This is a genomic window from Leucobacter sp. USHLN153 (assembly GCF_037145615.1).
Classification (GTDB): domain Bacteria; phylum Actinomycetota; class Actinomycetes; order Actinomycetales; family Microbacteriaceae; genus Leucobacter.
The window spans coordinates 21,221-46,481 of the sequence record NZ_JBBCXE010000001.1; the positions used below are offsets into that span (position 1 = coordinate 21,221).

24 protein-coding genes are annotated in these 25,261 nt (G+C 69.5%); 10 read left to right on the forward strand and 14 right to left on the reverse strand.

All coding sequences use genetic code 11. From position 1 onward, the window contains the following. Window positions 1-4 precede the first annotated feature (4 nt). Window positions 5-724, reverse strand: coding sequence for a ferritin-like fold-containing protein (locus WFH00_RS00065; RefSeq protein ID WP_336658467.1), 720 nt, complete (start codon window positions 722-724; stop codon window positions 5-7). A gap of 137 nt (window positions 725-861) precedes the next feature. On the opposite strand from WFH00_RS00065, the gene WFH00_RS00070 reads away from it, so the two are divergent. Further along, a complete protein-coding gene (locus WFH00_RS00070; RefSeq protein WP_336658468.1) occupies window positions 862-2,532 on the forward strand; it encodes a DEAD/DEAH box helicase in 1,671 nt (556 codons plus the stop codon). Between the two features lie 17 nt (window positions 2,533-2,549). On the opposite strand, the gene WFH00_RS00075 is transcribed toward WFH00_RS00070, so the two are convergent. Beyond that, window positions 2,550-3,404 (reverse strand): PHP domain-containing protein, encoded by an 855-nt coding sequence (locus WFH00_RS00075; RefSeq protein ID WP_336658469.1) that lies wholly within the window; start codon window positions 3,402-3,404, stop codon window positions 2,550-2,552. An 81-nt stretch (window positions 3,405-3,485) separates the two neighbouring features. Between WFH00_RS00075 and WFH00_RS00080 the strand changes: the two genes are divergently transcribed. Further along, window positions 3,486-4,868 carry an aminopeptidase P family protein gene (locus tag WFH00_RS00080; RefSeq protein ID WP_336658470.1) on the forward strand — a complete coding sequence of 461 codons (1,383 nt, stop codon included), beginning with the start codon at window positions 3,486-3,488 and terminating at the stop codon, window positions 4,866-4,868. A gap of 96 nt (window positions 4,869-4,964) precedes the next feature. Beyond that, on the forward strand, window positions 4,965-5,357 hold the full coding sequence (locus WFH00_RS00085) for a RidA family protein (RefSeq protein ID WP_336658471.1): 393 nt from the start codon (window positions 4,965-4,967) through the stop codon (window positions 5,355-5,357). A 66-nt stretch (window positions 5,358-5,423) separates the two neighbouring features. Here the strand turns inward: WFH00_RS00085 and WFH00_RS00090 are convergent, their stop codons facing one another. Together WFH00_RS00090 and WFH00_RS00095 are read right to left on the reverse strand one after the other, a co-directional pair. Further along, window positions 5,424-5,852, reverse strand: a complete 429-nt coding sequence (locus tag WFH00_RS00090) for a YchJ family protein (protein ID WP_336658472.1) — start codon at window positions 5,850-5,852, stop codon at window positions 5,424-5,426. Then, window positions 5,849-7,522: a DUF885 domain-containing protein gene (locus WFH00_RS00095; RefSeq protein WP_336658474.1), complete on the reverse strand. Its 1,674-nt coding sequence runs from the start codon at window positions 7,520-7,522 to the stop codon at window positions 5,849-5,851. Before WFH00_RS00095 ends, WFH00_RS00090 begins: the two co-directional genes overlap by 4 nt. Window positions 7,523-7,737: 215 nt before the next feature. On the opposite strand from WFH00_RS00095, the gene WFH00_RS00100 reads away from it, so the two are divergent. Continuing rightward, the gene (locus WFH00_RS00100; protein ID WP_336658475.1) at window positions 7,738-7,953 is read left to right on the forward strand and encodes a hypothetical protein; all 216 of its coding nucleotides are present in this window, start codon (window positions 7,738-7,740) and stop codon (window positions 7,951-7,953) included. Window positions 7,954-8,062: 109 nt separating this feature from the next. On the opposite strand, the gene WFH00_RS00105 is transcribed toward WFH00_RS00100, so the two are convergent. Further along, window positions 8,063-9,709, reverse strand: coding sequence for an aminotransferase class I/II-fold pyridoxal phosphate-dependent enzyme (locus WFH00_RS00105; RefSeq protein WP_336658476.1), 1,647 nt, complete (start codon window positions 9,707-9,709; stop codon window positions 8,063-8,065). A 122-nt stretch (window positions 9,710-9,831) separates the two neighbouring features. On the opposite strand from WFH00_RS00105, the gene WFH00_RS00110 reads away from it, so the two are divergent. Next, the gene (locus tag WFH00_RS00110; RefSeq protein ID WP_336658477.1) at window positions 9,832-10,746 is read left to right on the forward strand and encodes a LysR family transcriptional regulator; all 915 of its coding nucleotides are present in this window, start codon (window positions 9,832-9,834) and stop codon (window positions 10,744-10,746) included. Between the two features lie 100 nt (window positions 10,747-10,846). Here the strand turns inward: WFH00_RS00110 and WFH00_RS00115 are convergent, their stop codons facing one another. From WFH00_RS00115 to WFH00_RS00140, 6 genes are all read right to left on the reverse strand, one after another. Beyond that, entirely contained in the window at window positions 10,847-12,322 is a 1,476-nt protein-coding gene (locus WFH00_RS00115) for an MDR family MFS transporter (RefSeq protein WP_336658478.1), read from the reverse strand. Between the two features lie 119 nt (window positions 12,323-12,441). Continuing rightward, the gene (locus WFH00_RS00120) at window positions 12,442-13,206 is read right to left on the reverse strand and encodes an amino acid ABC transporter ATP-binding protein (RefSeq protein ID WP_336658480.1); all 765 of its coding nucleotides are present in this window, start codon (window positions 13,204-13,206) and stop codon (window positions 12,442-12,444) included. Then, window positions 13,203-14,027 (reverse strand): amino acid ABC transporter permease, encoded by an 825-nt coding sequence (locus WFH00_RS00125; RefSeq protein WP_336659156.1) that lies wholly within the window; start codon window positions 14,025-14,027, stop codon window positions 13,203-13,205. Before WFH00_RS00125 ends, WFH00_RS00120 begins: the two co-directional genes overlap by 4 nt. Before the next feature lie 100 nt (window positions 14,028-14,127). Beyond that, entirely contained in the window at window positions 14,128-14,952 is an 825-nt protein-coding gene (locus WFH00_RS00130) for an ABC transporter substrate-binding protein (protein ID WP_336658482.1), read from the reverse strand. Window positions 14,953-15,121: 169 nt separating this feature from the next. Further along, the gene (locus tag WFH00_RS00135; RefSeq protein ID WP_336658484.1) at window positions 15,122-16,444 is read right to left on the reverse strand and encodes an amidohydrolase family protein; all 1,323 of its coding nucleotides are present in this window, start codon (window positions 16,442-16,444) and stop codon (window positions 15,122-15,124) included. After that, window positions 16,441-18,168 (reverse strand): adenosylhomocysteinase, encoded by a 1,728-nt coding sequence (locus WFH00_RS00140; RefSeq protein WP_336658485.1) that lies wholly within the window; start codon window positions 18,166-18,168, stop codon window positions 16,441-16,443. The genes WFH00_RS00135 and WFH00_RS00140 overlap by 4 nt, the downstream gene beginning before the upstream one ends. Before the next feature lie 94 nt (window positions 18,169-18,262). Between WFH00_RS00140 and WFH00_RS00145 the strand changes: the two genes are divergently transcribed. Beyond that, on the forward strand, window positions 18,263-18,574 hold the full coding sequence (locus WFH00_RS00145; RefSeq protein WP_336658486.1) for a GNAT family N-acetyltransferase: 312 nt from the start codon (window positions 18,263-18,265) through the stop codon (window positions 18,572-18,574). A 21-nt stretch (window positions 18,575-18,595) separates the two neighbouring features. Here WFH00_RS00145 and WFH00_RS00150 read toward each other — a convergent pair whose 3' ends face one another. Next, window positions 18,596-19,294: an asparagine synthase gene (locus WFH00_RS00150; RefSeq protein ID WP_336658487.1), complete on the reverse strand. Its 699-nt coding sequence runs from the start codon at window positions 19,292-19,294 to the stop codon at window positions 18,596-18,598. Window positions 19,295-19,554: 260 nt separating this feature from the next. On the opposite strand from WFH00_RS00150, the gene WFH00_RS00155 reads away from it, so the two are divergent. Further along, window positions 19,555-19,869, forward strand: a complete 315-nt coding sequence (locus tag WFH00_RS00155; RefSeq protein WP_336659157.1) for a DMT family transporter — start codon at window positions 19,555-19,557, stop codon at window positions 19,867-19,869. A gap of 1 nt (window position 19,870) precedes the next feature. Then, the gene (locus WFH00_RS00160) at window positions 19,871-20,386 is read left to right on the forward strand and encodes a DMT family transporter (protein WP_336658489.1); all 516 of its coding nucleotides are present in this window, start codon (window positions 19,871-19,873) and stop codon (window positions 20,384-20,386) included. Here WFH00_RS00160 and WFH00_RS00165 read toward each other — a convergent pair. After that, window positions 20,303-21,040 carry a metal-dependent transcriptional regulator gene (locus WFH00_RS00165; protein ID WP_336658491.1) on the reverse strand — a complete coding sequence of 246 codons (738 nt, stop codon included), beginning with the start codon at window positions 21,038-21,040 and terminating at the stop codon, window positions 20,303-20,305. The genes WFH00_RS00160 and WFH00_RS00165 overlap by 84 nt on opposite strands. A gap of 159 nt (window positions 21,041-21,199) precedes the next feature. Here WFH00_RS00165 and WFH00_RS00170 point away from each other — a divergent pair, with 159 nt between their 5' ends. Next, on the forward strand, window positions 21,200-22,417 hold the full coding sequence (locus WFH00_RS00170) for a polyprenyl synthetase family protein (protein ID WP_336658493.1): 1,218 nt from the start codon (window positions 21,200-21,202) through the stop codon (window positions 22,415-22,417). Beyond that, window positions 22,414-23,430 (forward strand): LacI family DNA-binding transcriptional regulator, encoded by a 1,017-nt coding sequence (locus WFH00_RS00175; RefSeq protein ID WP_336658494.1) that lies wholly within the window; start codon window positions 22,414-22,416, stop codon window positions 23,428-23,430. The genes WFH00_RS00170 and WFH00_RS00175 overlap by 4 nt, the downstream gene beginning before the upstream one ends. A gap of 115 nt (window positions 23,431-23,545) precedes the next feature. Here the strand turns inward: WFH00_RS00175 and WFH00_RS00180 are convergent, their stop codons facing one another. Continuing rightward, window positions 23,546-25,027: an APC family permease gene (locus tag WFH00_RS00180; RefSeq protein WP_336658495.1), complete on the reverse strand. Its 1,482-nt coding sequence runs from the start codon at window positions 25,025-25,027 to the stop codon at window positions 23,546-23,548. Between the last annotated feature and the right edge of the window lie 234 nt (window positions 25,028-25,261).

Consider the following 25,261-nt stretch of genomic DNA (forward strand, 5'->3'; position numbering starts at 1 on the left):
CGCCTCAGGCGGTGAGCCCCAACCCGTCCATGCGACGAATATGATCCGCGATGAGCTCGGTGAAGACGGGCTCCACCTCGCTCTCGACGAACTCGCGCCCCTCGCTCAGCAGCAGCACCGCGCGCGAGACGAGCAGCGTGTCACCCACGAGACGCCGCCCCCACAGCGCGAGCCAGCTCGAGAGGCGCTCGTTGGCTTCGAGCTCCGCTTCGAGCAGCGCCTTCAGCTCGGCGCGGCCCGTGTCGTTGCGCAGGATCGCGATGGCTTCGGTACGGTACGAGTCTTTGAGCCCGCCCGCGAGGCTCGCGAAGAAGTCGTCGAAGAGCCCGCCCACGAGATAGAGGGAGAGCACGTGCTGGTGCCAGTCGGCGGCGTCGATGCGCTCGACGTAGGAGTCGATCACCGCGGTGAAGGGCTCCATAACGACATGCGGTTCGTGACCGCGGGAGCGAATCTCGCCGGTGAGCCGCTGGTGCTTCGAGAGCGTCTGCCCGGCTACCCGCGCGAGCACGTCCTTCGCCTGCAGCGTGGGCGCGCCCGATACCGCGCGAGTCGCGGCTTCATAGAGTTCGAGCTGCAGGTACGCGGTGAGCCCGAGAAACGGCATGATCCCGGGCGCGAACTCGGCGAGCTCGACGCGTTCGGTATCGGTGGCTTCACCTCGCGAGCGCAGTTTGCGCAGCGGCGCGCTCTTCCGGCGCAGGCCCTTGATCCACTCGAACACCCTGACAGCTTACCGCCGCCCGGCCGGAGCCCTGGAATAGACTGAGCGCGAACGACCACCGCCGGGGACACCGGAGCCTCGGCCGCTGCGCTTCGATCGAAACGCGCGCAGCAACGCACACATCGATTGGACGCACTGTGACCACATTCCTCGAACTCGGAGTCGACGGGGATCTCGTCGACGCGCTCGCCGGCGAAGGCATCAACGACGCCTTCCCCATTCAGGAGCAGACGATCCCGCTCGCGATTTCGGGCCAGGACATCATCGGCCAGGCCAAGACCGGCACCGGCAAGACCTTCGGCTTCGGGCTTCCCGTGCTGCAGCGGATCGGCACCGACCCCGCGCCGGGCGTGCAGGCGCTCGTCGTCGTGCCGACGCGCGAGCTCGCCGTGCAGGTGTACGAGGATCTGGAGCTGGCGGCGAAGAATCGCGCGGCGACGGTGGTGCCGATCTACGGTGGTAAGGCGTACGAGGGGCAGATCGAGCAGCTCAAGGCCGGTGCGCAGATCGTCGTCGGCACCCCCGGGCGCCTCCTCGACCTCGCCAACCAGCGCCTCCTCGACCTCGGCAAGGTCCGCGAAATGGTGCTCGACGAGGCTGACAAGATGCTCGACCTCGGCTTCCTCGCCGACATCGAGAAGCTGTTCTCGCTGACGCCGCCGACGCGTCACACCATGCTGTTCTCGGCGACCATGCCCGGCACGATCGTGACGCTCGCCCGCCGCTTCATGTCGAACCCGATCCACATCCGCGCGAGCGACCCCGACGAGGGCGCAGCGCAGGCGAACATCGAGCACATCATCTACCGCGCGCACTCGCTCGACAAGGACGAGGTCATCGGCCGCATCCTCATGGCCGAGGGCCGAGGCAAGACCGTGATCTTCATGCGCACGAAGCGCGCGGCCGCGAAGCTGCAGGAGGAGCTCGTGGATCGCGGCTTCAACGCGGCATCGGTGCACGGCGACCTCAACCAGGACCAGCGCGAACGCGCAATGGCGTCGTTCAAGGCGGGCAAGAAGGACATCCTGATCGCGACCGATGTCGCCGCGCGAGGCATCGACGTGGACGACGTGACGCACGTCATCAACCACACGGTTCCCGACGACGAGAAGACCTACCTGCACCGCGTGGGTCGCACCGGCCGCGCCGGCCGCACCGGCATCGCGGTGACCTTCGTCGACTGGGACGACCTGCACAAATGGGCGCTCATCAACAAGGCACTGGAGTTCGGTGTTCCGGAGCCCGTCGAGACCTACTCCTCCTCCCCGCACCTCTTCAGCGACCTCAACATTCCCGAGGGCGCCAAGGGGCGGCTGAAGGCGACGCCCGTGAAGGAGCGTGCGCCGCGATCGGGCGGCCGCGACGGAGAGCGGAACGGGCGTGGCGGCGACCGAAGCGCGCGCGGTGGCGACCGGGGCGGGCGCGGAGAGCGGGCAGGATCGACTGAGGCTTCGAACGACGCGGCGTCGGGCGAGGGCGAGGGCGGACGCACCCGCACGCGTCGCCGCACCCGCAGCGCGAACCCGCTCGGGCGCGGCCGCCACGAGGCGCACGGACATGAACAGCACGGTCACGACGCCGACGGTGGCGGCGAGCCGGGCGCTCCCCTCACCCCGGCGGATGCACTTGCCGCATCGGGCGAGCCGGCACCGCGCAAGCGCCGTCGCCGGCGCCGGGGCGGTTCGGGCGCCTCGAGCTCAGCCGAGGGCTCGGGCTCGTCGAGCACCGGGGACAACTCGGGATCGGATGCAGGAGCCTCGGACGCCGGAGCCTCGAGCACGGGCGCCTCGGAGGCGGCGAGCGAGTAGCCGCGGCGGCCCCGCGATCAGCGCGGCGTCGCGAGCCCCGCTCGCAGTCGCGCGACCGTGGCGGCGTCAGTGACCTGCTGGCCGAGAAGATTCGGCTTTCCGGCGCCGTGATAGTCGCTCGACCCCGTCGCCTCGAGACCGAGCTTCGCGGCGGCGGCGATGATCGGCGGCATCCAGTCGTCGCGATGCTCCGGGTGCCGCAGCTCGACGCCCGCGAGCCCGGCCTGCGCGAGCTCGCCGAGCTCGGCCGCGGAGGTGGGAGTGCGCTGCCGGAAGGCCGCCGGGTGCGCGAGGACGGAAACGCCTCCCGCCGCGCGCACCAGGCGGATCGCCTCGACCGTGTCGATCGCGTCGGTGCCGAGGTAGTACGGCGAGCGCGGATGCAGCAGCTCGGTGAATACCGCGCTGCGATCGGGGAAGTAGCCGGCCGCGACGAGCGCATCGGCGATGTGCGGCCGCCCGACCGTGCGCACGTCCTCCTCGCCGACGACCGCTTCCCACGTGATCGCGTAGTCCTCCGCGACGAGGCGCACCATCTCCTTCGCACGCGTCAGCCGTGACCGGCGCACGGCAGCGAGGGCCTCGAAGAGCTCACCGCCGACCGGCGAGATCCCGTAGCCGAGGAGGTGGCGCGAGCGCCCGCCCTGCTTCGTGGTGATCTCGATCCCAGGCAGGAAGTCGATGCCCGCGGCCTCCGCTGCTTCCCGGGCCTCGTCCCACCCGTCGATCGTGTCGTGATCGGTCAGCGCGAAGCCCGCGAGGCCCAGCTCGGCGGCCTCCCGCGCGATCGCCGCCGGCCTCGTCGTCCCGTCGGAGAACACGGAGTGCGTGTGCAGATCGAAGCCACGCTGCGTCTCCGCGGAATCCGTCATCCTGCCATCTTAGAACGCCGCTTGCTCCGCGAGCGCTGCCTCCCCAGCCGGCCCCGCGAACGCAGGTGAGAAGATGGAGGCATGACCGACAGCGCGCAGTCCACTCACGAGGTGGAGATCGACAACAGCAACCGGAGCACGACGCCGCAGAACGATGCGTTCGTCGAATACCTCTCGCAGCACTGGGCGGAACGCCCGGAGACGCTCCCGAACGCGTGGCCGGTCGCCTCGTTCGCCGCCGAGCGTCGCCGCACATTCGCCGCGCACTTCCCGGGCGAGCGAGTCGTGATCGCGGCGGGCGCGATGAAGCAGCGCTCGAACGACACCTTCTATCAGTACCGCGCGCACAGCGCCTTCGCGCATCTCACCGGCTGGGGCTCCGCAAGTGAGCCGGGCGCAGTGCTCGTGTTCGAGCCGGGTGCCGACGGCCATGAGGCGACCGTGTACTTCCGCGAACGGGCGGGGCGGGATAGCGACGAATTCTTCGCGAACCCGGAAATCGGCGAGTTCTGGATAGGGCCGCGCCCGTCGCTCGCGCAGGTTGCCGCGGCGCTCGACGTCGCGACCGCTCCCCTCGCCGACTTCGTTCCGGGAGAAGCGGATCGCACGCTGGACGACGCGGAGGTCGCCCGCGTTGCGTCGGAGCTGCGGCTCGTGAAGGACGAGTTCGAGCTCGCGGAGATGCAGGCGGCGGTCGACGCAACCGCAGAGGGCTTCGCGGACGTGCTCGCGGCACTGCCCCAGGCGGTCGCGCACACGCGGGGCGAGCGCATCGTCGAGGGTGTCTTCAACCAGCGCGCGCGACTCGAGGGCAATACGGTCGGTTACGAAACGATTGCGGCGGCCGGCCCGCACGCCTGCACGCTGCACTGGATTCAGAACGACGGTCAGGTGCGCAACGGCGACCTGCTCCTCCTCGACGCCGGCATCGAGCTCGACAGCCTCTACACCGCTGACATCACGCGCACCGTGCCCGTCTCGGGCACGTTCACCGAGGTGCAGCGGCGCGTATATGAGGCCGTGCTCGAGGCGGCTGACGCGGCGCGCGCGATCGTGCGCGCCGGTATCAGGTTCCGCGAGGTGCACGCCACCGCGATGGACGTGATCGAGCGCCGCACCCGCGAGTGGGGGTTCCTTCCCGAGGAGGACGGCACCGCCTACTACCGGCGCTACATGGTGCACGGCACGAGCCACCACCTCGGCATGGACGTGCACGACTGCGCTCAGGCACGACGCGACCTGTACCTCGACGGCGTGCTCGAAGCCGGCATGGTGTTCACGATCGAGCCGGGGCTCTACTTCCAGCCCGACGACCTCACCGTGCCCGAGGAGTACCGCGGCATCGGCGTGCGGATCGAGGACGACATCGTCGTCACCGAGGACGGCTGCGTCAACCTCTCCGCTGGCATCCCCCGCACCGCGGACGCGGTCGAGGCCTGGATCCGCGAGTCGCAGGGCAAGTAACGGTCCTCGCGGTTCTTTGCGCGACACGATAGAAAGGGAGCGAGGACGACACATGTTCGTCCTCGCTCCCTGACTCTTTCGAAAGGAACGTTCACAATGGCTCGTGAGCTCCGCTCCCCCGCGTCCCTCCATCCGGCACCCGGGTTCAACCACATCGCGATCGCGACCGGATCAACGATGATCCACTTCGCTGGGCAAATGGCCCTCGACCCGGAGTTCAACCTGATCGGCGCGGACGATCTGTTCCTGCAGACGGAGGCCGCCATGCGCAACCTCGAAGCCGCCATGGGCGACGCGGGCGTTTCGTGGGATCAGATCGTGCGGCGCACGATCTACACGACGCAGCCGACCGAATACGAAACGATCACGAAGGCCATTCACGCCCTGACTGGCGGCGCCGAAGATCCGGCACAGACCATCGTCGGCATTTCCGGACTCGCGATACCGGGGTCACTCATTGAAATCGAGTGCACTGCCGTCGTCGACTAGGTCGACGAGATAGTTGAATGCCGAAGGCGCTCCAGTTTCCAGACGCTGGAGCGCCTGCGTGTACCGTCAGCGGACGCTCGGGTCGTCCGAGACGTCTCCGTCGACGTAGACCCAGCGCCGGTCCGAGCCCGCGCGGGTGAAGCGGCTGCGCTCGCGCAGCTCGACGCGCCCATCAGGGCCGCGCGCGATCGCGGTGAAGGTCACCGTGCCCGTCTCGTCGAAGGGGCCGCCCGCCTCGGTCGTCTCGATGAAGAGCCGCTTCCAAACGACGTCGGGCTCCAGCTCGAGCTCGGCCGGTCGGGTCGACTGATCCCAGCTCGCGAGCAGGTACTCCGCGTTGCCGAGCGCGAACGCGCTGTATCGCGAGCGCATGAGCCGCTCAGCCGTGGGCGCAGGCTCGCCGGCGTGGAGCGGACCGCAGCACTCACCGTAGGCGGCCCGTCCGCACGGGCACGGAGCGCCCGGCTCCCCCGACGCCTCGCCGACCGAGCTCATGCCGAATCGCGCAGTGCGCGCTGCAGGGTGTCGAGCCGCACACCGCCGAGCGCGAGCGCGTCGCGGTGAAACGCACGGATGTCGAAGGCGTCGCCGCCCCGAGCAGCGGCCTCGTCGCGCAGCTGCTCCCAGATGCGCTGCCCCACCTTGTAGGAGGGCGCCTGGCCGGCCCAGCCGAGGTAGCGCAGCACCTCGAAGCGCACGAAGCCCGCGTTCATGTTCACGTTCTCCGACATGAACTCGAAGGCGTAGTCGCCGTCCCACACACCGCCGTCGGGGCGGCGTTTGCCGAGGTGCACGCCCAGGTCGAGCACGACGCGAGCGGCCCTCATGCGCTGACCATCGAGCATGCCGAGGCGATCCGCAGGGTCATCGAGATAACCCAGCTGCTCCATCAAACGCTCCGCATACAGTGCCCAGCCCTCCGCGTGGCCCGACGTGCCCGCGAGCTGCCGGCGCCACTCGTTGAGCGACCCGCGGTTCACCACCGCCTGGCCGATCTGCAGGTGATGCCCGGGTACGCCCTCGTGGTACACCGTAGTGAGCTCGCGCCACGTGTCGAACTCGGTGACCCCCTCCGGCACCGACCACCACATGCGGCCGGGGCGCGAGAGGTCGTCGCTCGGGCCGGTGTAGTAGATGCCGCCCTCCTGCGTGGGCGCGATGCGGCACTCGAGCGCGCGGATCTCCTCGGGGATCTCGAACTGCGTGCCGGCGAGCTCCGCGATGGCGCGGTCGCTCGTCTCCTGCATCCAGCGCTGCAGCGCATTGGTGCCGTGCAGCTTCCGCGCGTGGTCCCGGTCGAGGTGCGCGATCGCCTCGGCGACGATGCCCGGCCGCGGTGACCCGCCGACGATCTCCGCCGCCGTGCGCTCCTGCTCCGCGACCATTCGCGCCAGCTCGTCGAGACCCCACTCGTATGTCTCGTCGAGATCGATCTTCGCGCCGAGAAACGCCTCGGAGGCGAGCGCATAGCGATCCCGCCCGAACGCATCAGCGGTGGGCGCGTGCGGCGCGATCTGGCGCTCCAGGAACGTCGCGAGATCAGTGTAGGCGCTCGACGCCGCGGCAGCCGCTGAGGCGAGCTCGATCGCGAGGCCAGCTGGAATACCTGCGGTGCCCGCGAGCCGACCGAAGAAGCCGAGATCCTCGGGCGTTCCGGCAGTGCGGCGCGACTGAGCTGCGACCTCGGTGACCTGGCGGATCGCCGGAACCCGCCCGTGCCGCACGCCCTGGGCCAGGGTCTCGCGGTAGCCCTCGAGCGCCTCCGGCACCGCCCGAAGTCGCGCCGACACCTGCTCCCAGTCGGCATCAGTTTCCGTCGGCATGAGATCGAAAATGTCGCGGATCGCCTGCGCCGGCGACTCGATGACATTGAGGTCGCGCTCGTGCTCGCCTGCATCGTGCTGCGCGAGCGAGAGCCGGAGCTCCGCTTCCAGGTCGGCTCGCGTCACCTCGTCCACGGCGTCGGCGGGCTTCGCCGCGACGAGCTCCGCGAGCGTGCGGCGTTCGGCCTCGGCGAGGGCGTCGTGCCCCGCAGGCGAGAGGTCGGGGAGGCCGTCGGTTGCGCGGCCGATGTAGGTGCCGATCGTCGGGTCGTGCTGCACCAGGGTGTCGACCCATGCTTCGGCGATCCGATCAATCCCGGTCTGTTCGCGCTCTACCGTCATGCTTCCACGCTACGCGCCGCGGCCGGGCTCTCGCGAGGCGACGCGGCGAAAGCACGGAACTTCGCGCGGCACCGCTAGACTGGGACGAGTACTGCGAGCTCGCTCGCGCACGCCCGACTTCTCCGGAGCCGGGTCGCGCGGGCCGAGAGTTCGCACGGCAGAGTTACGCACGTTGTAATACGCACGTCAGAGTTACGCACGTTTGAGGAGTCCCCGTGAAGATCCGCACCCGCATCGCCACCGCAGTGACCGTCGCGCTCGCTTCGGTCTTCGTCGCTGTTCCGGCCTTCGCGGCTGACGATACGGTGCCGCCGCTCTCGCACGCGGGCGATCCGCTGAACTACGCCGGCATCATCGCGGTCGGCATCGTGCTCCTGCTCATCGTGCTCGTGCTGTCGACCTTGGTCGGCAACCTGTTCGAGAAGAAGTAAGCGGCGCACTCGCTGCAACACCGAAGGGCGGCGATCCGACTGCGGATCGCCGCCCTTTCGCGTGCGCGCCCGGTCCCGTGGCCCAGGGATCAGCGCGCGCCCTACGGCGTCAGCCGCGCACCACGCGGATGCCCGAGACCGCCGCATCCACGGCGCCCCGCACGTACCCCGTCGGCGAGGCCGCGACCGCCTGCAGAAACGCGACGGTCTCCGCGGTGATCTCCTCGCCGGGGAGCAGGTTCGGGATGCCGGGCGGGTACGCCGCCAGCGTGTCTGCCGAAACGCGCCCCACCGCGTCTCCGGCCGGCACGACCTCGCTCTCCCCGAAGTACGCGTCGCGCGGCAGCAACCGCAGCGCACCCGGCTCCGGGAGCTGCGGGAACGACTGCCCCGCTTCGTTCGGCTGCGGATCGCGCATCGCCTCGGTCGCGACCGCGTCGAAGGCGGCGAACGCGCGATCCACGTCGGGCGCGGTCAGCGCACCGATCACCGCGACGACGCTCGTGGCCGTCGACATCTCGAGGAAGATGCGGTGGTCGGAGCTCATGCGCTCGCGCACCCAGTGTCCGCTCCGCCCGAGCCTCGAGACGTCCACGGCGACGCGCAGCCGGTCGGTCTCGGTGATATCCGGGAACTCGGAGAACGTGTCGCTGATGATGGCGAAGCGCTCGTCGGCGCGCAGCCGATCCCGCAGCTCGTCAGCGGCTCGGAGAGCCGACTCGATGCGCTCCTCCCCGAGCACGAGCGCGCGCCGGGCCTCGTCGAGCGAACCCATGAGGATCGCGCTCATCGAGGTCGACGCGGTCATCGAGTAGGCGCGGGCGACGAGCGGTTCGAGTCGCTCCGCGAACGGGCCGTCGCCGAGGTGGAGCATGGCCGACTGAGTGAGGGAGCCCGCGAGCTTGTGGGTGCTCGAGACGACGAGGTCGGCGCCGAGCCGCGCGGGCGATTCGGGGAGCCCCGGATGGAACCCGAAGTGCGCGCCCCAGGCGTTATCGACGATGATGGCCGCGTCGTGCGCGTGGGCGACCTCGACGAGACCCGCGACGTCCGCGGTCGAGCCGAAGTAGCTCGGCGACACGACGTACACGCTCGACACCGCGCGGCCCGCTTCGGCCTCACGGGTGAGCGCCGCATCGAGCGCCTCCGGGGTGAGTCCGTGCGCAATGCCGTGATGCGTGTCGATGCTCGGCGCGACGAACGCGGGTATCAGCCCCGAGAGCAGGACGCCGTCGGTGAGGCTCGAGTGCATGCTGCGCTGCACGAGGATCCGCTCGCCGAGCCCGCGTACCGCGATGGCGGCCGTCCGGTTCGCCTGGGAGGCGCCGTTCGTGAGGAACCAGGTGCGTCGCGCTCCCCACGCCTCGGCGGCGAGCTGCTGCGCCTCGGCGAGCGGCGAGTCGTCGCCGAGGTCCACGCCCTGCAGCATGAGCGGGATGTCGACCGCGGGTACGCGCTCGCCCAGTAGTTCGGTGAGGTGCGCGGCGCCCTCCGACGCGACCCCGCTGTGGCCCGGCACCATGAGCGACATCATGCCCGCGTCGGCGAAGCGCCGCACCGCTTCGGCGTACGGCGCGCGTCGCTGGGCCGCGGAGAGCGTCACTCGCCCGAGTTCGATTGCGCCTTCGTCGGTCGCCGCGTGCGCGCCCGAGATGCGCTCCACCGCCGCGGCCGCCCCGCCCACGAGCGACGCGGTCGGAGCCTCGTTCCCCAGGGGAGATTGACGGGGATCGACATGGGTCTCGTGCTCCAGCATGTCTCCAGATTGGCCTTGGGCGCAGCGCGCGGGAAGACAGCAAAGCTCTCTCGGGAGCCATATACTGTCTGGAGCTTTGCCGGGCTCGAGCCCGCGACGTTCCAGTGAAACCGAGGTGCCGCGTGATCGACTTCCGACAGTTGCAGGCGCTCAGCGCGGTCGCGGCGGAGGGATCCGTCGCCCGCGCAGCGAAGCGCCTGGGGTGGAGTCAGCCGACCGTCGACTACCACCTGAAGAATCTCGACCGCCTCGTCGGCACCGATCTCACCACCCGCAGCACTCGCGGCAGCCAGCTCACGACCGCCGGCACGCTCATGCTCGAGCGCGGCGAGGAGATCCTCAGTCTCTCCGAGCGCGCGCTCACCGACGTGCGGGATCTCGCGCAGCTCGGCAAGGTGCGACTGCGCTTCGGCACGTTCCCCACGGCCGCCTCGCTGCTGCTCCCCGGCATCGTGAGCCGTGTTTCAGAGCTCGGTATCGAGCTCGACGCGACGCTCGAGGAGCTCGCCCCGCTCATCACCCGAGTGAACCAGCACACGCTCGACGCGGCGCTCGTGTACGCGGCAGGTGGCTACCGCTTGCCATTCCGGGCAGGGGTGCACACCACCCATCTCTTCACGGACCCGATGCTCCTCGCGCTCCCCGCGTCGCATCCGGCAGCGTCGCGCCGCAGCTTCGACCGCGAGGCGCTTCTCTCGCTCTCCGGTGACAACTGGGTCATGGGCTCGACGCCGGGCGACACACTCGACGACCTGGTGCGTGAACTCTTCTTCGCGGAGGGCCTGCAGGTCAATGTCGCGATCCGCACCGACGACTACTCCGTCGTGCTCGGGCTGATCGCCGCGGGCATGGCGGTCGCCATCGTGCCGAGCCTCGTGAGCTTCAACCCGCCTGACGGGGTGGTGCTGCGGCCGATCGACGATCCGCGTTTTGCTCGCGAGCTGCTGCTCGCGGCGCCTGCGGGCCCCGGTGGCCCCTCGGCCGCCGTGCGGCAGCTCGCCGAGGCCGTGCGCCGCTCCATCAGCGCGCTGGGGTAGCGAAAAACGCCGGCGCCGGGGGCTTCCCCCGGGCGCCGGCGTTTGACGCGCTAGTGCGCAGCTGCGCGACAGCACACTCCCACGGTCGCGCGAGCGGGACTCAGTGCCCCGCGTGCACCGCGCCTTCTGACTCCTCGGGCTTCTTGATGAAGAAAGAGAGCGCCACCGGCACGAGCGCGATGCACGCCGCGGTGAAGAAGGCCGCGTGCGCACCGGGCGCCCCGGCGTCGGCGGTCGACAGCCCCTCGGCCTCGCCCGAGTGGAGTGCGCTCGAGTAGATCGAGATGAGCACTGCGGTGCCCACCGCGCCGCCGACCTGCTGCAGCGTGTTGAGCGCGGCCGAGCCGTGCGAGTAGAGCGAGCGCTCGAGCGAACCGAGCGAGGCGGAGAAGAGCGGCGTGAACGAGCTCGCAAGGCCGAGCGACATCACGATCTGCACGCACATCAGGAACCACATCGGCGTGTGGGTGCCGACCGTCGAGTACACGAACATCGCCGCGGCGATGAGGATCGTGCCGGGGACGAGCAGCGTCTTCGGCCCCCGGGCGTCGTAGATGCGACCCATCAGCGGCCCGAGCACCCCCATGAGCACCGAGCCCGGCAGCAGCACGAGGCCGGCGGCGGTCGGATCGAGCCCGGCGACGTTCTGAAGGTACAGCGGCAGCAGCGAGAACGTGCCGAACATCGCGAGCGCCACGATCGTCATGATCACCACGGACAGCACATAGTTCCGCGAGACGAATACGCGCAGATCGAGCAGCGCGTCGTTCTTCTTCTGCAGGGCGAGCTGTCGCCACACGAAGAGCGCGAGGAACACGGCACCCAAGCCGATCACGATGCCCGGGGTCGCCGCGCTCGCGGCCGATCCGCCGTGCCCGCCGAACTGGCTGAGGCCGAAGACGATGCCACCGAAGGCGAGCGCCGAGAGCACGATCGAGAGCACGTCGATCGGCGCGTGCGTAGTCTCACCGAGGTTCGTCATCCACTTCGCGCCGAGCAGCAGCGCGACGACAGCGATCGGCAGGATGATGCCGAAGAGCCAGCGCCAGCCGAGGGTGTCGAGCACGACGCCGGAGAGCGTGGGCCCGAGCGCCGGGGCGAGGCTGATGACGAGGCCGACGCGACCCATCATGCGCCCGCGAGAGTGCGCGGGCACCACGTTCATCACCGTGGTCATGAGGAGCGGCATCATGATGCCGGTGCCCGCGGCCTGCACGACGCGACCGACGAGCAGCATCGAGAACCCGGGGGCGACGAGGCAGATCAGGGTGCCGAGCACGAACGTCGAAATCGCCGAGAGGAAGACCTGTCGGGTCGTGAAGCGCTGCAGCAGGAAGCCGGTCGTCGGAATCACGACGGCCATCGTGAGCATGAACGCGCTCGTGAGCCACTGCCCCAGCTCCGGCGGAATGCCGAGGGTCGCGTTGAGCGCGGGAATCGCGATCGCCATCGTGGTCTCGTTGAGGATGGCGACGAAGGCGGCGACGAGCAGCAGCCAGATGACCCGCATGCCAGCGGGATCGATGGTATCGCTGCCGGTTTTCGGCAGGCGGACGGACGCGGTATCGGGTGTCACGAGCGGCACTCCTTGAAAAGACTTCCTGCCCCGGGCCAGGAGCGCGCGATGCTCCTCGTAGGCAGACTTCACAGTTTAACCGCGCGACCGCGGGTTCCATTCCGGCATTCCGGAATTATTTACGCGAAGGGGTCGCTCAGCCGCGCGAAAAACTCCCGCGTCTCGGGCCGCTCCGGGTGCAGGAAGATCTGCTCGGGGGTGCCAGACTCGACGATCACGCCGTCCTTCAGGTAGACGACACGATCCGCCACCCGTCGGGCGAACGACATCTCGTGCGTCGCCATCACGATGGTCGAGCCGGCCTCCTTGAGCTCCCGCACGAGGTCGAGCACCTCGCCGACGAGCTGCGGATCGAGCGCGCTCGTGATCTCATCGAGCAGCAGAAGTTCGGGATCGGTGGCGATCGCGCGGGCGATCGCCACGCGCTGCTGCTGCCCGCCCGAGAGCCGGTCCGGGTACTCCCCCGCCTTCTCCGCGAGCCCGATGCGGGCGAGGAGCTCGAGGCCGCGTTGCTCGGCGGCCGCGCGCGGCGTGCCGAACACCTTGCGCGAGGCCAGCGTCACGTTGTCGAGGACGCTCATATGCGGGAAGAGGTTGTAGTGCTGGAACACGACGCCGATCCGCCCCCGCACCGCGTCGGCGTCCGCGCGCGGATCCGTGATGTCCTCGCCCGCGAGCAGAATGCGCCCATCGTCGACCTGCTCGAGCAGGTTCGCCGTGCGCAGCAGCGTGGACTTGCCGGAGCCCGAAGCGCCAATAAGCACGACGACCTCGTGCCGATGCACGGTGAGGTCGATCCCGCGCAGCACGGCGTGGTCGCCGAAACGCTTGTGCACGCCCTGCACCTCGAGCACTGCGACGCCGCGCTGATCCTCGCCGCTCATACGACGCCCCCCATCTGCTCGCGCCGCTGCGCTCGCGCCGTGACCCAGTCGGTGAGTCGGATGAACGGGAGCGAGAGCAGCACGAACAGCAGCCCAGCCAGCACGTACGGCGTGAAGTTGTAGCTCGACGCCACCTCGATCTGCGCCCCGCGCACGGCGTCGACGGCCCCGAGCACCGAGATGAGCCCCACGTCCTTCTGCATCGACACGAAGTCGTTCATGAGCGCCGGCGTCACCTTGCGCACGGCCTGCGGCAGCACCACGAGCCGCAGCGTCTTCGCGTGGCTCAAGCCGAGCGACCGCGCCGCGAGCCGCTGCGACGGGTGCACCGCATCGATCCCGGCACGCAGCACCTCGGCGACGTACGCGGAGTAGCAGAGGATCAGCGCGATCGTGCCCCAGAACTGCGCCGGAAGGCGTCCCGTGAGTTCGAGCCCCGGGATGCCGAAGCCCACGAGGTACAGCACGAGCAGCACCGGGATACCGCGGAAGAGGTCGGTGTAGCCCGCCGCGATGAGGCGGAGCGGGGTGAACACCGCGCCCTTGAGCGTGCGCACGATCGCGAGGAGGGTGCCGAGCACCGCGACGCCGATCGCCGCGACGAAGAGCACCTGGATGTTGAGCCACAGGCCCTTGATCACGCGCGGGAACGAGTCGATCGCGACTCGCGGGTCGAAGAAGGTCTCGCTGACGCGCGACCACCCCGGGCTGTTCACGAGCACGATCACGATGACCGCGGCGAACACGAGGGTGCTGAGCACGCTGATGAGGATCGAGCGCTGCTTTCTGGCGCGGCGGAACTTGCGGCGCTCAAGCTCGATGTCGCTGACGGCGAGCGGATCGGCGGGCGCCGTGCCATGGTCAGCTGGAGAGCCCGCCCGGCGCGACGGGCTCCCGGGAGACGATTCGCTCACGCGGCGGCTACTTCAGAACGGGAGCGCCCTGGTCGGCGATCCATTCCGCGGCGAGCTCGTCGAGCGTGCCATCCTCGCGCAGTGCGTCGACCGCCTTCGAGACGTCCTCAGTCAGTGCGGAGTCCTTCGGCAGCACGAACGCGAACTCGTCGCCGCCCTCGGCCGAGTCGAGCTGGCCGACGATCACGCCGTCGTCGAGCTGCGCGTCGCGCACATAGAAGGCGCCGGGCAGGTCGGTCACGAGCGCGTCGATGTTGCCGTTCTGCAGCGCCGCGACCGCGTCGTCGACGCTGTTGAACACCTGCAGGTCCTTGTTCGGGGCGATGACCTCCTCGGCGACCGTGAGCGACGTCGTGCCGGAGGCCACACCGATCACGGCGTCCTTGAGATCGGCGACGCTCTTCGCGTCGGCGGCGTCGGTGCCGCCCGCCGCGACGACGGCCTGCGTGGTCTCGTAGTACGGCGAGGAGAAGTCGACCGCCTTCTTGCGGTCTTCGCTCACCGAGAACTGCTGCAGGTTCAGGTCGAAGTCCTTGGGGCCCGGCGCGATGGCCGCGTCGAAGCTCGTGCGCACCCACTCGACGTCGTCCTCGGCGTACCCCATCTCCTCCGCGACGGCGTAGGCCACCGCGGCCTCGAAGCCCTCGCCGCTTTCGGGGTCATCGTTCATCACCCACGGTGCGTAGGCCGGCTCGCCGGTCGCGATGGTGAGTTTGCCCTCGGTGACGGTGCCGCTGCCGCTCTCCTGGGCGTCGCCGCCCGAGCAGGCGGAGAGGGCGAGGATCGCGACGGCGCCGACGGCGACCGCGACAGTGCGGGAGGTGCGGAACATGGGTCTCCTTGGTTCTGGGCGAGCGCCGGCCATTTCGGGCGCTCGGACGATGAATATTCTATGGGGCTCTGAAGTTGCGTGTTTCAGATGACGATTTACGGCACCTGCGCGCTCGGATAACGCATGGAAGTGTCACCCGAGCGGGGCGTTCAGCCATCCGAGGCCCGGCTCACCCGAGCGAAGCACCGAAGCGCTCCTCGCCGCCCACGATGGTGCGGCACGCGCGCCCCGCCCCGGCCTCCACGAGTTCGGCGAGCGCCGCGTTCGCGTCGTGCGCGGGCACGTCGAAGAACGCGAGGTCGGCCATGGCCCCGACGCCGAGCTGACCGATGCGGCGCTTGCCGACGTTCAGGCCGAGCGCGGTCGCCCCGCCGAGGGTCGCCGCCCCGAAGAGGCGCTCGTGCAGGTCGTCCGCCCGGTACCCCTGCTCGCGTGCGACGCGATACAGCTTTGCCACATCGGCGAGGAGGTCGAGCGACGGCGACGACGAGAGCGAGTCCGTGCCGACCGCGACCGCATTCCCCTCGCGCAGGTACGCGGCCACGGGCGGCATGTCGAGCCCGATCACCTCGTTCGAACGCGGGCACAGGGCGACGCTCGTGCCCCGGGCGCGCAGCAGCGCGCGATCTTCGGCGCTCACGTACACGCCGTGCGCGATGTGGCAGTCGGGCCCGAGCACCCCCAGGTGGTCGACGAACTGCGTCGACGACACGCCGATGCCGTGCGAGCGCAGCGCACGGAAGCTATCGGCGCCGAGCTCCGGCCACTCGCCGTGCCCGCCGGGGCCCGCGCCGACGTAGCCGTCGATCCCGTCGAACTCGCGCTCCATGTGCGCCTCCGCGAGGTGGATGTGTAGGCGCAGCCCCTCCTCGCGCACGATGTCGGGGAGCTCGAGCAGCGGCTGCACCTCGAGCGAGTACGGCGCGTGGGGCGAGACGCCCGCGCCGGGTGGGGTCGGAATCTGGCGGATCTGCTCGCGCACGGCCGCTTTCGCCTCGGGCGTCCAGTCCGCGTTGTTCGCGCCGTAGACCTCCCAGTAGGCGATGCCGTGCATACCCGCGTCGTGCAGCGCGCTGAGCGCCTCGCGATCCGTCACGACATCGGCCGCCGCGGTCACGCCGGCCGCGAGGCTCTGACGGGCGCCATCGGCAGCGGCGGCGGCCCAGTCGTGCCCGCCCCGCTCGTACACGGCGTCGAAAGCATCACCCCAGTGGTCGAAGCCCGTGTAGTTGCGCTGCGAGACCTCCGACATGTGCGTGTACTGCAGGTGCGTGTGCGCGTTCACGAGGCCGGGGGTGAGCACGCCTTCCCACCGCTCCTCGCTGTAGACGGCTCCCCGCGTGTCGAGCATGCCGAGCACCCAGCGGCGGTCGCCGACGTGCAAGATGCGGTCGCGCTGCACCGCGACCGCGCCGTCGGCGATCGCGGGGCTCGTCACCGGGAAGACAAGGGCGGCGCTGTAGACGACGATGGGGTCTGCGGTGGGAGTCACTCGCTTGAGTGTAGAGGGTTTTGGCCCCCGTCAGACGCACGGTAGCGGTGCACCGTCCACGGCTGCGCGGCGCCTCCCGCTCGGGTCGCTTCGGGGAGCGGATCGGCCGCACCGCCAGCGGCGGCGAGCGCGGCACGGGCCACGCGATCCTCGTCGCCCGCAGTGAGTGGGTGTACGCCGGGCTCGGGTGGCGACTCGAGCAGTCGCGCGAGCGCGACGAGCTGTGTCGCGAACGAGAGATCCATGACCTCGATGGGGTTGCCCTCGGCGGCGGTGTAGTTGATGCCGCCGCCCTCGGCGAGCACCCGCGGGCCGGAATGCGAGTTTCCAGCGCTCGCGGGCGTGCGCCACTCGACCACGCGGGGGCCGATCTCGACCGGCGTCCACGCCTCGGCGCGCAGCTCGTCGAGCGCGATCTCGTCGTCGATACCGCCCGCCACCGCGACGATCGTTCCGGGACGCAGCGCGCGCAGCGCTTCGGCGTTGATCGTGTGCCACACGCCTGTGGCGCTCACCACCACGTCCGCCTCTGGCAACGCACTACGGGATTCCCGAGCCTCGAAGCCGTCGTGGAGCGCCGACAGCGCGCGGGCCGCCTCCCGCTCCACCACCGTCACGCGCGCTCCGAGCGCCGCCGCGAAACGTGCAACGCCCTGCCCCACGGGGCCGTAGCCGATCACGACCCAGTGCTCGCCCGTCATGCCCAGATACGGCCGCTCAGGCGTAGCGGCGGCGTCACGCACGTCGGCGATCGCGAAGACACACGATTGCCCGGTACCGATGCGATTGTCGAAGTCGGTCTTGGTGCGCGCGTCGTTCACGGAGAGCACCGGAATGCGCAGCTCACCCTGCTCCGCCATTTCGCGAAGCGGGCGCACGCCGCTCGTCGTCTCCTCTGCCGCTCCCCTGAGTGCCGTCAGCGCGTCCCGTTGCTCCGTGTGCGCGAGGCGCACCAGGTGGGATCCGTCGTCGATGAGAAACTCGGGCGCCCACTCGAGGATCGCCGCGGCGTGCTCCGCGTCAGTGCTGGCGGCGCTCTCTGCGTCGGTTCCCGAGGCGCTTTCTGCGGACTTCGCGCGTTTCGGGGCGAACACCGCGACCCGGCCATCGGCGGCGAGCGCCTCGGCGACCTCGGGGTCCGTCTCCGAGACCGCGCTGAACACCGCGACCTCGCAGCCCGCGTCGGTGAGCATGCGCGCGAGCGCCGCGGTCTTCGGCTCGAGCACGAGACTCACCGCGATGCGGGGCCGGCGGTCCGCGCGGGCTTCGCCGAGTGCCCGCGCGAGCGCCGCGGTCGCGGGCATGCCGCGTGCCGCCCACTCGATGCGAGCGTCCGCGTTGGAGCCGCGCGCGGAGGACAGCGTCCCGTCGAGGCCGACGACCGCCTGCGGGAGGCCGAGACCGTCATTCGGCGAGTTCTCGCCTGAGAGGGGCGCACCCGCTGCCCTATGCTGCTCAGCACGTCCGTCCACAAAGACGAAGTCTGCGCTCTGGCTCGCGCCCGCGATCCGCGCGCCCATCGCGCGCAGCGCGCACTCCAGCAGCTCGCGCTCGCGCAGATCAGAAAGTTCGAGCGCCGCGGTTCTCCCCGCGATCAGTCGGTTACCCGCGCGAGCCGCCGCACGCACCGCGCGTTCGATCGCGAGGCGCGTTCCGCCGCTTTCGCCGCGCCCGACGCTCGCGTCACCGCCGCCGCTGCCCGCCCCGCCTGACATCGCACCCATCGCGCTCCCCGATTCGTTCTTCGACCGATCTGAGACTACCGGCGCGCTCGCGCAACCCCGAGACGGGCGCCGCCCACCGGGCTAGTCTGGCGCCATGACCCGTTACGAGAACGAAGCCGAGGCGGCCGAGGCCGGTTTCACCGTGGTGCATGAGCCCGAGCGCGCGCGATACGCGCTGTACGCGGAGGGCGAGCGGCTCATCGGTGAGGCGCATTACCGGCTTATCAGCGACGACGCGATCGACTTCGATCACACGGTGGTTGTGCCGGAATTTCGACGCACCGGCCTCTCCGGCGTGCTCGCGCATCGCGCGGTCACGGGCCCCGCTGTCGAGGGACGACGAGTGCAGGCCTCGTGCTGGTTCATCGACGGCTACCTCCACCGCCACCCCGAGCTGCTGAGGTAGTCGCACTGCTCCTGTGGACGATCAGTCGCGATCCCGACGCTTGAACATGCCCTTCTTCAGGCCGCTCGACCCGCTGTTCGACGCACCGTTCGTCGCCGCAGGCTTCCCGTCGCCGCCGCCCGCGTGCTCCTGCATGAGCGCCGTCAGATCCTTCTCGATGAGCTGCTGGATGCGGGATTCCCGAGCCTGCTGATACTCCTCGCTCGCCCCACCGCTGTAGTACGGATGGGTCGCGCGGTCAGCGAGCGATGTGCCGATCTCGCCCCAGGCCATCTCACGCGCTCGCTCGGCAGCGCTCCGCACGTACTCGTCGTCGGCAGCACGGCCGCGCAGCTCCTGCGCGACCCGCTCGTACACCTCTTGCCGGTGGCGCAGTGTGCGGTTGTCGTCATTGCCGTAGTCGGACTCGCTCCAGGAGCTGCGGCCGGTGTCGCGAATCTCGTCGCGCATGCGGGCGATGTGCTCGGCGTCGCGCTCCCGCTCGATCGCGAGATCGATGGTCGTCTCCCGTACCATCTCGTCGATCTTCGCTGCATCGTAGTCCACGTGCCGCTTGAGCGCGTTCATGATGATCGCGTTCTTCACGGTCATGCGCACCGCGACGTCGGCGACGAGGAGCCCCTGCTCCGCGATCTCCTCGACCGGAGCGAGCACGCGGCGAGGGAGACGCCGGGGCGTGCGCGACTGGCTACGCTTGCGTTTCTTGAACCAGTTGAACACCGCGCTCCCTCCCGCCCGGTTCGGGCACTCCCCCATTATCGCGTATTCCTCGCTCGCCGGTGCTGGACTACGCGCAGCAGTGGAGCCACCGCCGATCGAGCTCGCTGTGCACACTTCACGCACGCCACCCGCACCCTGTGCAGACGCCGAGCACCCGGCACGCACCGCTGTGGCAAACTGGTGCCGATCCCTGCGACGGGATGCGGACGAGGGAGCAGTACCCGCATATCGACGACTGCCAGAAAGATGCCCCTGTGTCATTGGCTTGGGTGCTGCTGATCTGCAGCGGAATGCTCGAGGCCGTCTGGGCAACCGCGCTCGACGCCTCGCGCGGTTTCCGAAGGTTCTGGCCGAGCGTGCTCTTCCTCACGACCTATCTCGCGAGCATGTTCGGGCTCTCCTACGGGATGAGCGAGATCCCGGTCGGCACCGCGTATGCGGTGTGGGTCGGCATCGGGGCGGTGCTCACCGCCGTGTGGGCGATCGCGACCCGCAAGGAGCGCGCGACCGTGCTCCGCGTGTTGCTGCTCGCGGGCCTCATCGCGTGCGTCGTCGGCTTGAAGGCGGTGAGTTGAGATGGCTCCGCTGATCCGCCGCCCCTCTGAGCCCAGTGAGAGCTCGACCGACATACCGGGCCCCGGCACCGAGAGCGCGCGACGCCCGGAAGCCAAGGTGGCGCGCCCGATTCACTGGCTCGTGTTGCTCGCGAGCGCGATGCTCGAGGCGGTCTGGGCGCTCGCCCTCGACGCCGCCGACGGGTTCACCGTGCTGGGGCCGACCGTCATCTTTGCGATCGCGAGCACGCTCAGCATGCTGGGGCTCGCGTTCGCGATGCGCGGCCTCCCGGTGAGCACGGCCTACGCGGTGTGGACCGGCCTCGGCGCGGCGCTCACGGTCGGCGTGTCCATGCTGATGGGAACCGAGCCGCCCTCGCTCGTGAAGCTCCTCTTCCTCGCCGGGATCATCGGCTGCGTCATCGGCCTGAAATTCGTCAAAGACCCGGGTGAGTCACCGGGTCGGTCCGGGCTCCGCTTCCGTCGACACCCACACCGCGGCCGCGGCGGCAGCGCCCAGACTCAGGAGCGCGGCTGACTGACCGGGGGTTCCGGTGTCGCCCTGCGCTCCGCCCGCGGCGCCGATGACCCGCACGGTGACCGTCTCCGAGTACGGCTCCCCGGGCAGCACCTCGAGTTCGGCATCGACCACGATCCCGCGGCCCGCGAAGAACTGTAGCATCGCATTGTCCGCGTCGGAGATGCGCTCGACTCGCACGCGGCACGGAGCTGGCGCGTCGAGCAGCAGCATGGCGTCGGGGCGATGCACGTCCCCGGAAGCGCTCGGAATCGGGTCGCCGTGCGGGTCGCGCCGGGGATGCCCGAGCACTCGGTCCATGCGATCGATGAGCTCGTCGGAGACGGCGTGCTCGAGGCGATCTGCTTCGTCGTGCACCTCGTCCCACTCGTAGGCGAGATGGCGCACGAGGAACGTTTCGAGGAGGCGGTGCCTGCGGGTCATGGTGATCGCGTGGCCGCGGCCGAGCTCCGTCAGCGTCACGCTGCCGTACGGGGCGTGACCGACGAAGCCGAGTTCGGTGAGCTTGCGCAGGGCGTCGGAGACCGTGGAGAGCCGTACACCGGCCGACTCGGCGATCGCGGAGTTCGAAACGGGTGCGTCGGACCACTCCTGCAGCCCCCAAATGACTTTGAGGTAATTCTGCACGCTGGGTGACAGCTCGTCGACGCTCACCTGTCCCAGACTAGCCTCGTGGCCGCGGGCGGGAACTCACCGCGCGGCAACTCACACGGAACTCCACGCGCACTGGAGTGCTGAACCGATTTGGCACCCTCCCGCCGCGCCAATATGCTGAAGAGGTGGTGCAATGTCACTCCTCAGAAGGGATCGTCGATGACCCGCTCGAGCGCCCAAGCGTGCGACTCCCCCAGCGGCTGTGACGAGCCCGAAGTGATGGGTGCAGCGACGCTCGTCGCCGACCGAGCAGCCGAGATGCAGAGCGAGGCGGCGGAAGCGGCGGCGGATTTCGAAGCCGGATCCGCGGCCGTTGTCTCCGAATCCGCGGCCGAAGCCACGACCGAAATCGAAGCCGGCATCGCCGCCGTCGTGGATCGCCTGCGTCAGAGCGCGCTCGATCGCCTCGCACCGCTCCCCCTCGGCATCGACCCGGCCGCCTTCGTCGACACGCTCGTCGCGGGCAAGCTGCTGCGCGCCCGCACCGTGCTGCTGGTCGCGCGAGCGTACGGCGATCCCGATCCCGATTTCGCCACCGACACTGCAGCCGCCCTGGAGCTCCTGCACGTCGCATCACTGCTGCACGACGACATCATCGACGAGTCAGAGCTGCGGCGCGGCCAGCCCGCGCTGCACGTCGCGGCGGGCTCGGCAACCGCGATCCTGGTCGCCGATCTTCTCATCGCCCTGGCCTACGAGCTCGCGGCCCCCTTCGGCCCCCGGGCGAGCACACCGCTCGCGGTCGCGTTCCGCCGCGTGTGCGAGGGGCAGCTCGTCGAATCGGGGCTCGACTGGTCGGACGACCTCGAAGCAATCGAGCGCTACGACACGCTCAAGACGGGAGCGCTCTTCGGCGCGGCATTCCAGCTCGGTGCCGCAGCGTCGGGCGTCGACGCCGCCGTGGCCGGCGCATTCGACGAGAGCGGGCAGCGGCTGGGCCTCGCCTTCCAGCTCCTCGATGACCTGATCGACATCGAGAAAGACACCCACGACCTCAGCAAGGATCACGGTGCTGATCTGCGCAACGGGATTCCGACCTGGCCGCTCTGGAGCGCGCACCGCGTGTTACAGCGCTCCGCAGGCGCCTCGAACGCATCGGGCGCGGAGCCTCGCAAGGCAATCGCTCCCGAGCAACTCGCGGAGGTCGCGAACTCCCCCGAAGTGCTGGGACAGGCCACGGCCCGCATCCTCGATTTGCGCGATGAGTCGCGCGCGATCCTGCCCCCTGCCGCACGCCCGGAGCTGCTCGCGCTCGCCTCGCGTACCGTGCTCACCGGCCTCGAGCGCTTCATCGCGACGGGTGAAGTGACCGATGAAGCAGCAGAGTCCGAGGAAGCAGCGGACACCGGGGACGCAGCAGAGACAGAGGAATCATGAAATCGCGCCGAACGACCATCAAAGACGTCGCGCGCGAAGCGGGCGTTTCGGTCGCGACCGCCTCTGAAGCGCTCAACGGGAAAGGCCGCGTTGCCCCGGCCACCCGGCAGAACGTCATCGATACGGCCGCGAGCCTCGGATACACCGCGAATCGGATCGCTAAGAACCTCAACGCCGGGCGCACCGGCTCCCTCGTGCTCGCGGTCTCGCCGCGGCCGAGCGAGCCGGGCGAGCCGGGTCTCGAACCGGAGTGGGACGTCGAGTACTACTTCCGGGTGCTGAACGGCGCGAATCTGCAGGCCTTCAAGCAGGGATACCTGCTGTCGATCCTGCCCTCGCACGAATCGTCGCGCACCTTCCTCTCCTCCGCGGATGGACTCATCGTCGTCGACCCCGCTGACGATGATCCGCTCATCGAAGAGGCGGTGCGCGCGGGGCTCCCCTGCGTCACGATCGGGCGCAACTCAGACGACCTCAGCTGGGTGGATAACGACTTCGCCACGGGAACGACTGCGGCGCTCGCTCACCTCGATGCGGCCCGGCCCGCGCGCACGGCGCTCTTCCTGAGCGAAACCAGCTCGTCGTACGTGCGCGACGAAGTCTCCGCGTACCTCGACTGGTGCGGTCACTCGGGCTTCGAGCCGATCATCATCCGTTCGCCGGGCCCCCGGGTCGACGAGGCGGAGCCGACGATTCAGGCGGCGCTCGCGGCTCCTGATCGCCGCTTCGACTCGGTGATGACGACCCTCGACACGCTCGCGCACGCCACCGAGCGGAGCGCGCTCCTCCTCGGCCTCGACATCCCCGGCGACCTGCAGGTGCTGAGCCTCTCGGACAGCCGGTACCTCGACTACGGGCTCCAGACGCCGATCACGGCCCTCGACCTGCATCCGATGCAGTTGGGCGAGGTCGCAGTGGGCCTCCTCGTGGACTCGATCGATGGGCACGCCGAGCGTCGAAGGGAGCTGGTGTCGATCTCGTTGAACGTGCGCGAGTCCACGCTCTCCGACTGACACGTGAGAGGGCGGGGCGGATCGCTCGTCGCGTGCCAGCGACACGCCAAGGGCGGCGCACGGGTGCTCCCGCGCGCCGCCCTTCGGCTGTGACTGCGGCGTCCAGCCGCGGCACTCACGCCCTGACGGAATTGAACTCCTCGATGTCGTCCTCCGACTCATCGCGCTCGAAGACGACGATGGTGCTTCCCGTGCTGGCCGCGTGCAGCCGCTTCCGGTGCACCCACGCCTCGACGATGACGCCCAGCACGCCCACCACTCCGACACCGATGATGGTCGACCAGTCGGTCGCCCATCCGGCGCCGGTTTCTCGGGGCCAGGCCACGTTGACGATCTGGAACAGGAGCCAGACGAGCGCGAGCCAGCTCACGACGCGACCCGCGCGTCCGAGGAACAATCCCGGCTCATCCCGCCAGCTCCCCCGCACTCGAGCGATCGCGAGACCGAGCACCGGGAAGAGGAACGAGATGAAGAATCCGACCGACGAGAACGAGATGAGCGCCATCTGGATGCCCTCGTTCTGGAACGGGATGAACAGGAGCGCCGCGAGCACCGCCGCGACGAGCACCGCGGTGCGGGGCAGTCCAGTGTCACCCGACAGGGCCGTCAGCTTGCGAGCGAAGGGCAGCTCGCCGTTCCGGGCCGTGGCCCAGATAAGGCGGGAGGCCGTGATCTGAATCGTCATGAGGCTCGCGGCGAACGCGATCACGAAGAGCGCCAGGATGCCGCGGAACACCGGGGCGGGGAACGACATCGCGAGGATGGCCACGGCCGGGTCAGCGGCATTGTCGGGGTCCTGCAGGAACGCGTCGCTCGGAACGGCGAGCGTGAACGCGAGGGTGCTGAGCATGACGATGATCATGATGGCGAAGAACGAGACCACCATGGCCTTCGGCACCGCGCGCTTCGGTCGCTGCACCTCCTCGGCAATCGAGCTGGCGCTCTCGAAGCCGATGGCGAAGTAGCTGGAGAACGCGATCGCCATGATGAACGGGGCCGAGAAGAAGAGCCCCTGGAAGTCGCCGAGATTCGCAGGGGAGATGTAGTCGAGGGTCTGGTGGCGCTCGAAGAAGAGCAGCCAGACGGCGACACCGACCGAGCCGATCGCCTCCGCGACGATGACTCCGACCACGAGGACCTTGATGAAGCCGCGGCCCGCAAGGTTGACGATCGTCGAGAAGGCCAGCAGACCGACCGCGAGCCAGGTGACCGCGACGTGTCCCGCGTCGGGAATGTCGAAGATCGGCGGCAGCAGCACCGCTCCCGCGTACGCTACGGCCGGCAGCGTGATCAGCAACGTGCAGATGTACACCCACGAAGCGAACCAGCCGTAGCGGTGGCCGAGCAGCCGTCGCGACCACTGATAGATACCGCCGGAATCGGCCCACTTCGACGCGAGAATGCCGAGGGTGAGCACCAGGACGAACTGTCCGGCGTAGAGCGCGAGGCCGCCCCACACGAAGGACGGACCCGAGGCGCTGAGGCCGATCCCGAGCACGCTGTAGACCGCGACGATCGGAGACACGAACGCGAAGGCCACTGACAACGCGGAAAACATGGTGAATTCTCTCTTCATCACCGTTGGCGCCGTGGTCATACAAACTCCCTTGTTTAGAGCGGCGAAAGGGCGAGGCGCGGTGCCGCACCCCAGTTGACTGATCGCTCGACTCCTGGCCTCCTCTGCCCACGGCATCATCGATCGTGGGACAAGCTACTCGGGCCGAAACGATTTGGTATTACGTGATCTCGCGTATCTTGCGCGAGATCGATTGCGGGTGAAACGAGTAAGGTGCGCCGCGTCTCGGGTGAGCCGGCGCCGAGCGCCTGCCGC

Coding starts and splice junctions, on each gene's coding strand:
- WFH00_RS00105 (WP_336658476.1), bottom strand. CDS start 9,709: ATGCTGGAGCACGAGACCCATGTCGATCCCCGTCAATCTCCCCTGGGG.
- WFH00_RS00130 (WP_336658482.1), bottom strand. CDS start 14,952: ATGTTCCGCACCTCCCGCACTGTCGCGGTCGCCGTCGGCGCCGTCGCG.
- WFH00_RS00090 (WP_336658472.1), bottom strand. CDS start 5,852: ATGAGCTCGGTCGGCGAGGCGTCGGGGGAGCCGGGCGCTCCGTGCCCG.
- WFH00_RS00085 (WP_336658471.1), top strand. CDS start 4,965: ATGGCTCGTGAGCTCCGCTCCCCCGCGTCCCTCCATCCGGCACCCGGG.
- WFH00_RS00075 (WP_336658469.1), bottom strand. CDS start 3,404: ATGACGGATTCCGCGGAGACGCAGCGTGGCTTCGATCTGCACACGCAC.
- WFH00_RS00095 (WP_336658474.1), bottom strand. CDS start 7,522: ATGACGGTAGAGCGCGAACAGACCGGGATTGATCGGATCGCCGAAGCA.
- WFH00_RS00145 (WP_336658486.1), top strand. CDS start 18,263: ATGACCCGTTACGAGAACGAAGCCGAGGCGGCCGAGGCCGGTTTCACC.
- WFH00_RS00080 (WP_336658470.1), top strand. CDS start 3,486: ATGACCGACAGCGCGCAGTCCACTCACGAGGTGGAGATCGACAACAGC.
- WFH00_RS00140 (WP_336658485.1), bottom strand. CDS start 18,168: ATGGGTGCGATGTCAGGCGGGGCGGGCAGCGGCGGCGGTGACGCGAGC.
- WFH00_RS00120 (WP_336658480.1), bottom strand. CDS start 13,206: ATGAGCGGCGAGGATCAGCGCGGCGTCGCAGTGCTCGAGGTGCAGGGC.
- WFH00_RS00160 (WP_336658489.1), top strand. CDS start 19,871: ATGGCTCCGCTGATCCGCCGCCCCTCTGAGCCCAGTGAGAGCTCGACC.
- WFH00_RS00175 (WP_336658494.1), top strand. CDS start 22,414: ATGAAATCGCGCCGAACGACCATCAAAGACGTCGCGCGCGAAGCGGGC.
- WFH00_RS00180 (WP_336658495.1), bottom strand. CDS start 25,027: ATGACCACGGCGCCAACGGTGATGAAGAGAGAATTCACCATGTTTTCC.
- WFH00_RS00170 (WP_336658493.1), top strand. CDS start 21,200: ATGACCCGCTCGAGCGCCCAAGCGTGCGACTCCCCCAGCGGCTGTGAC.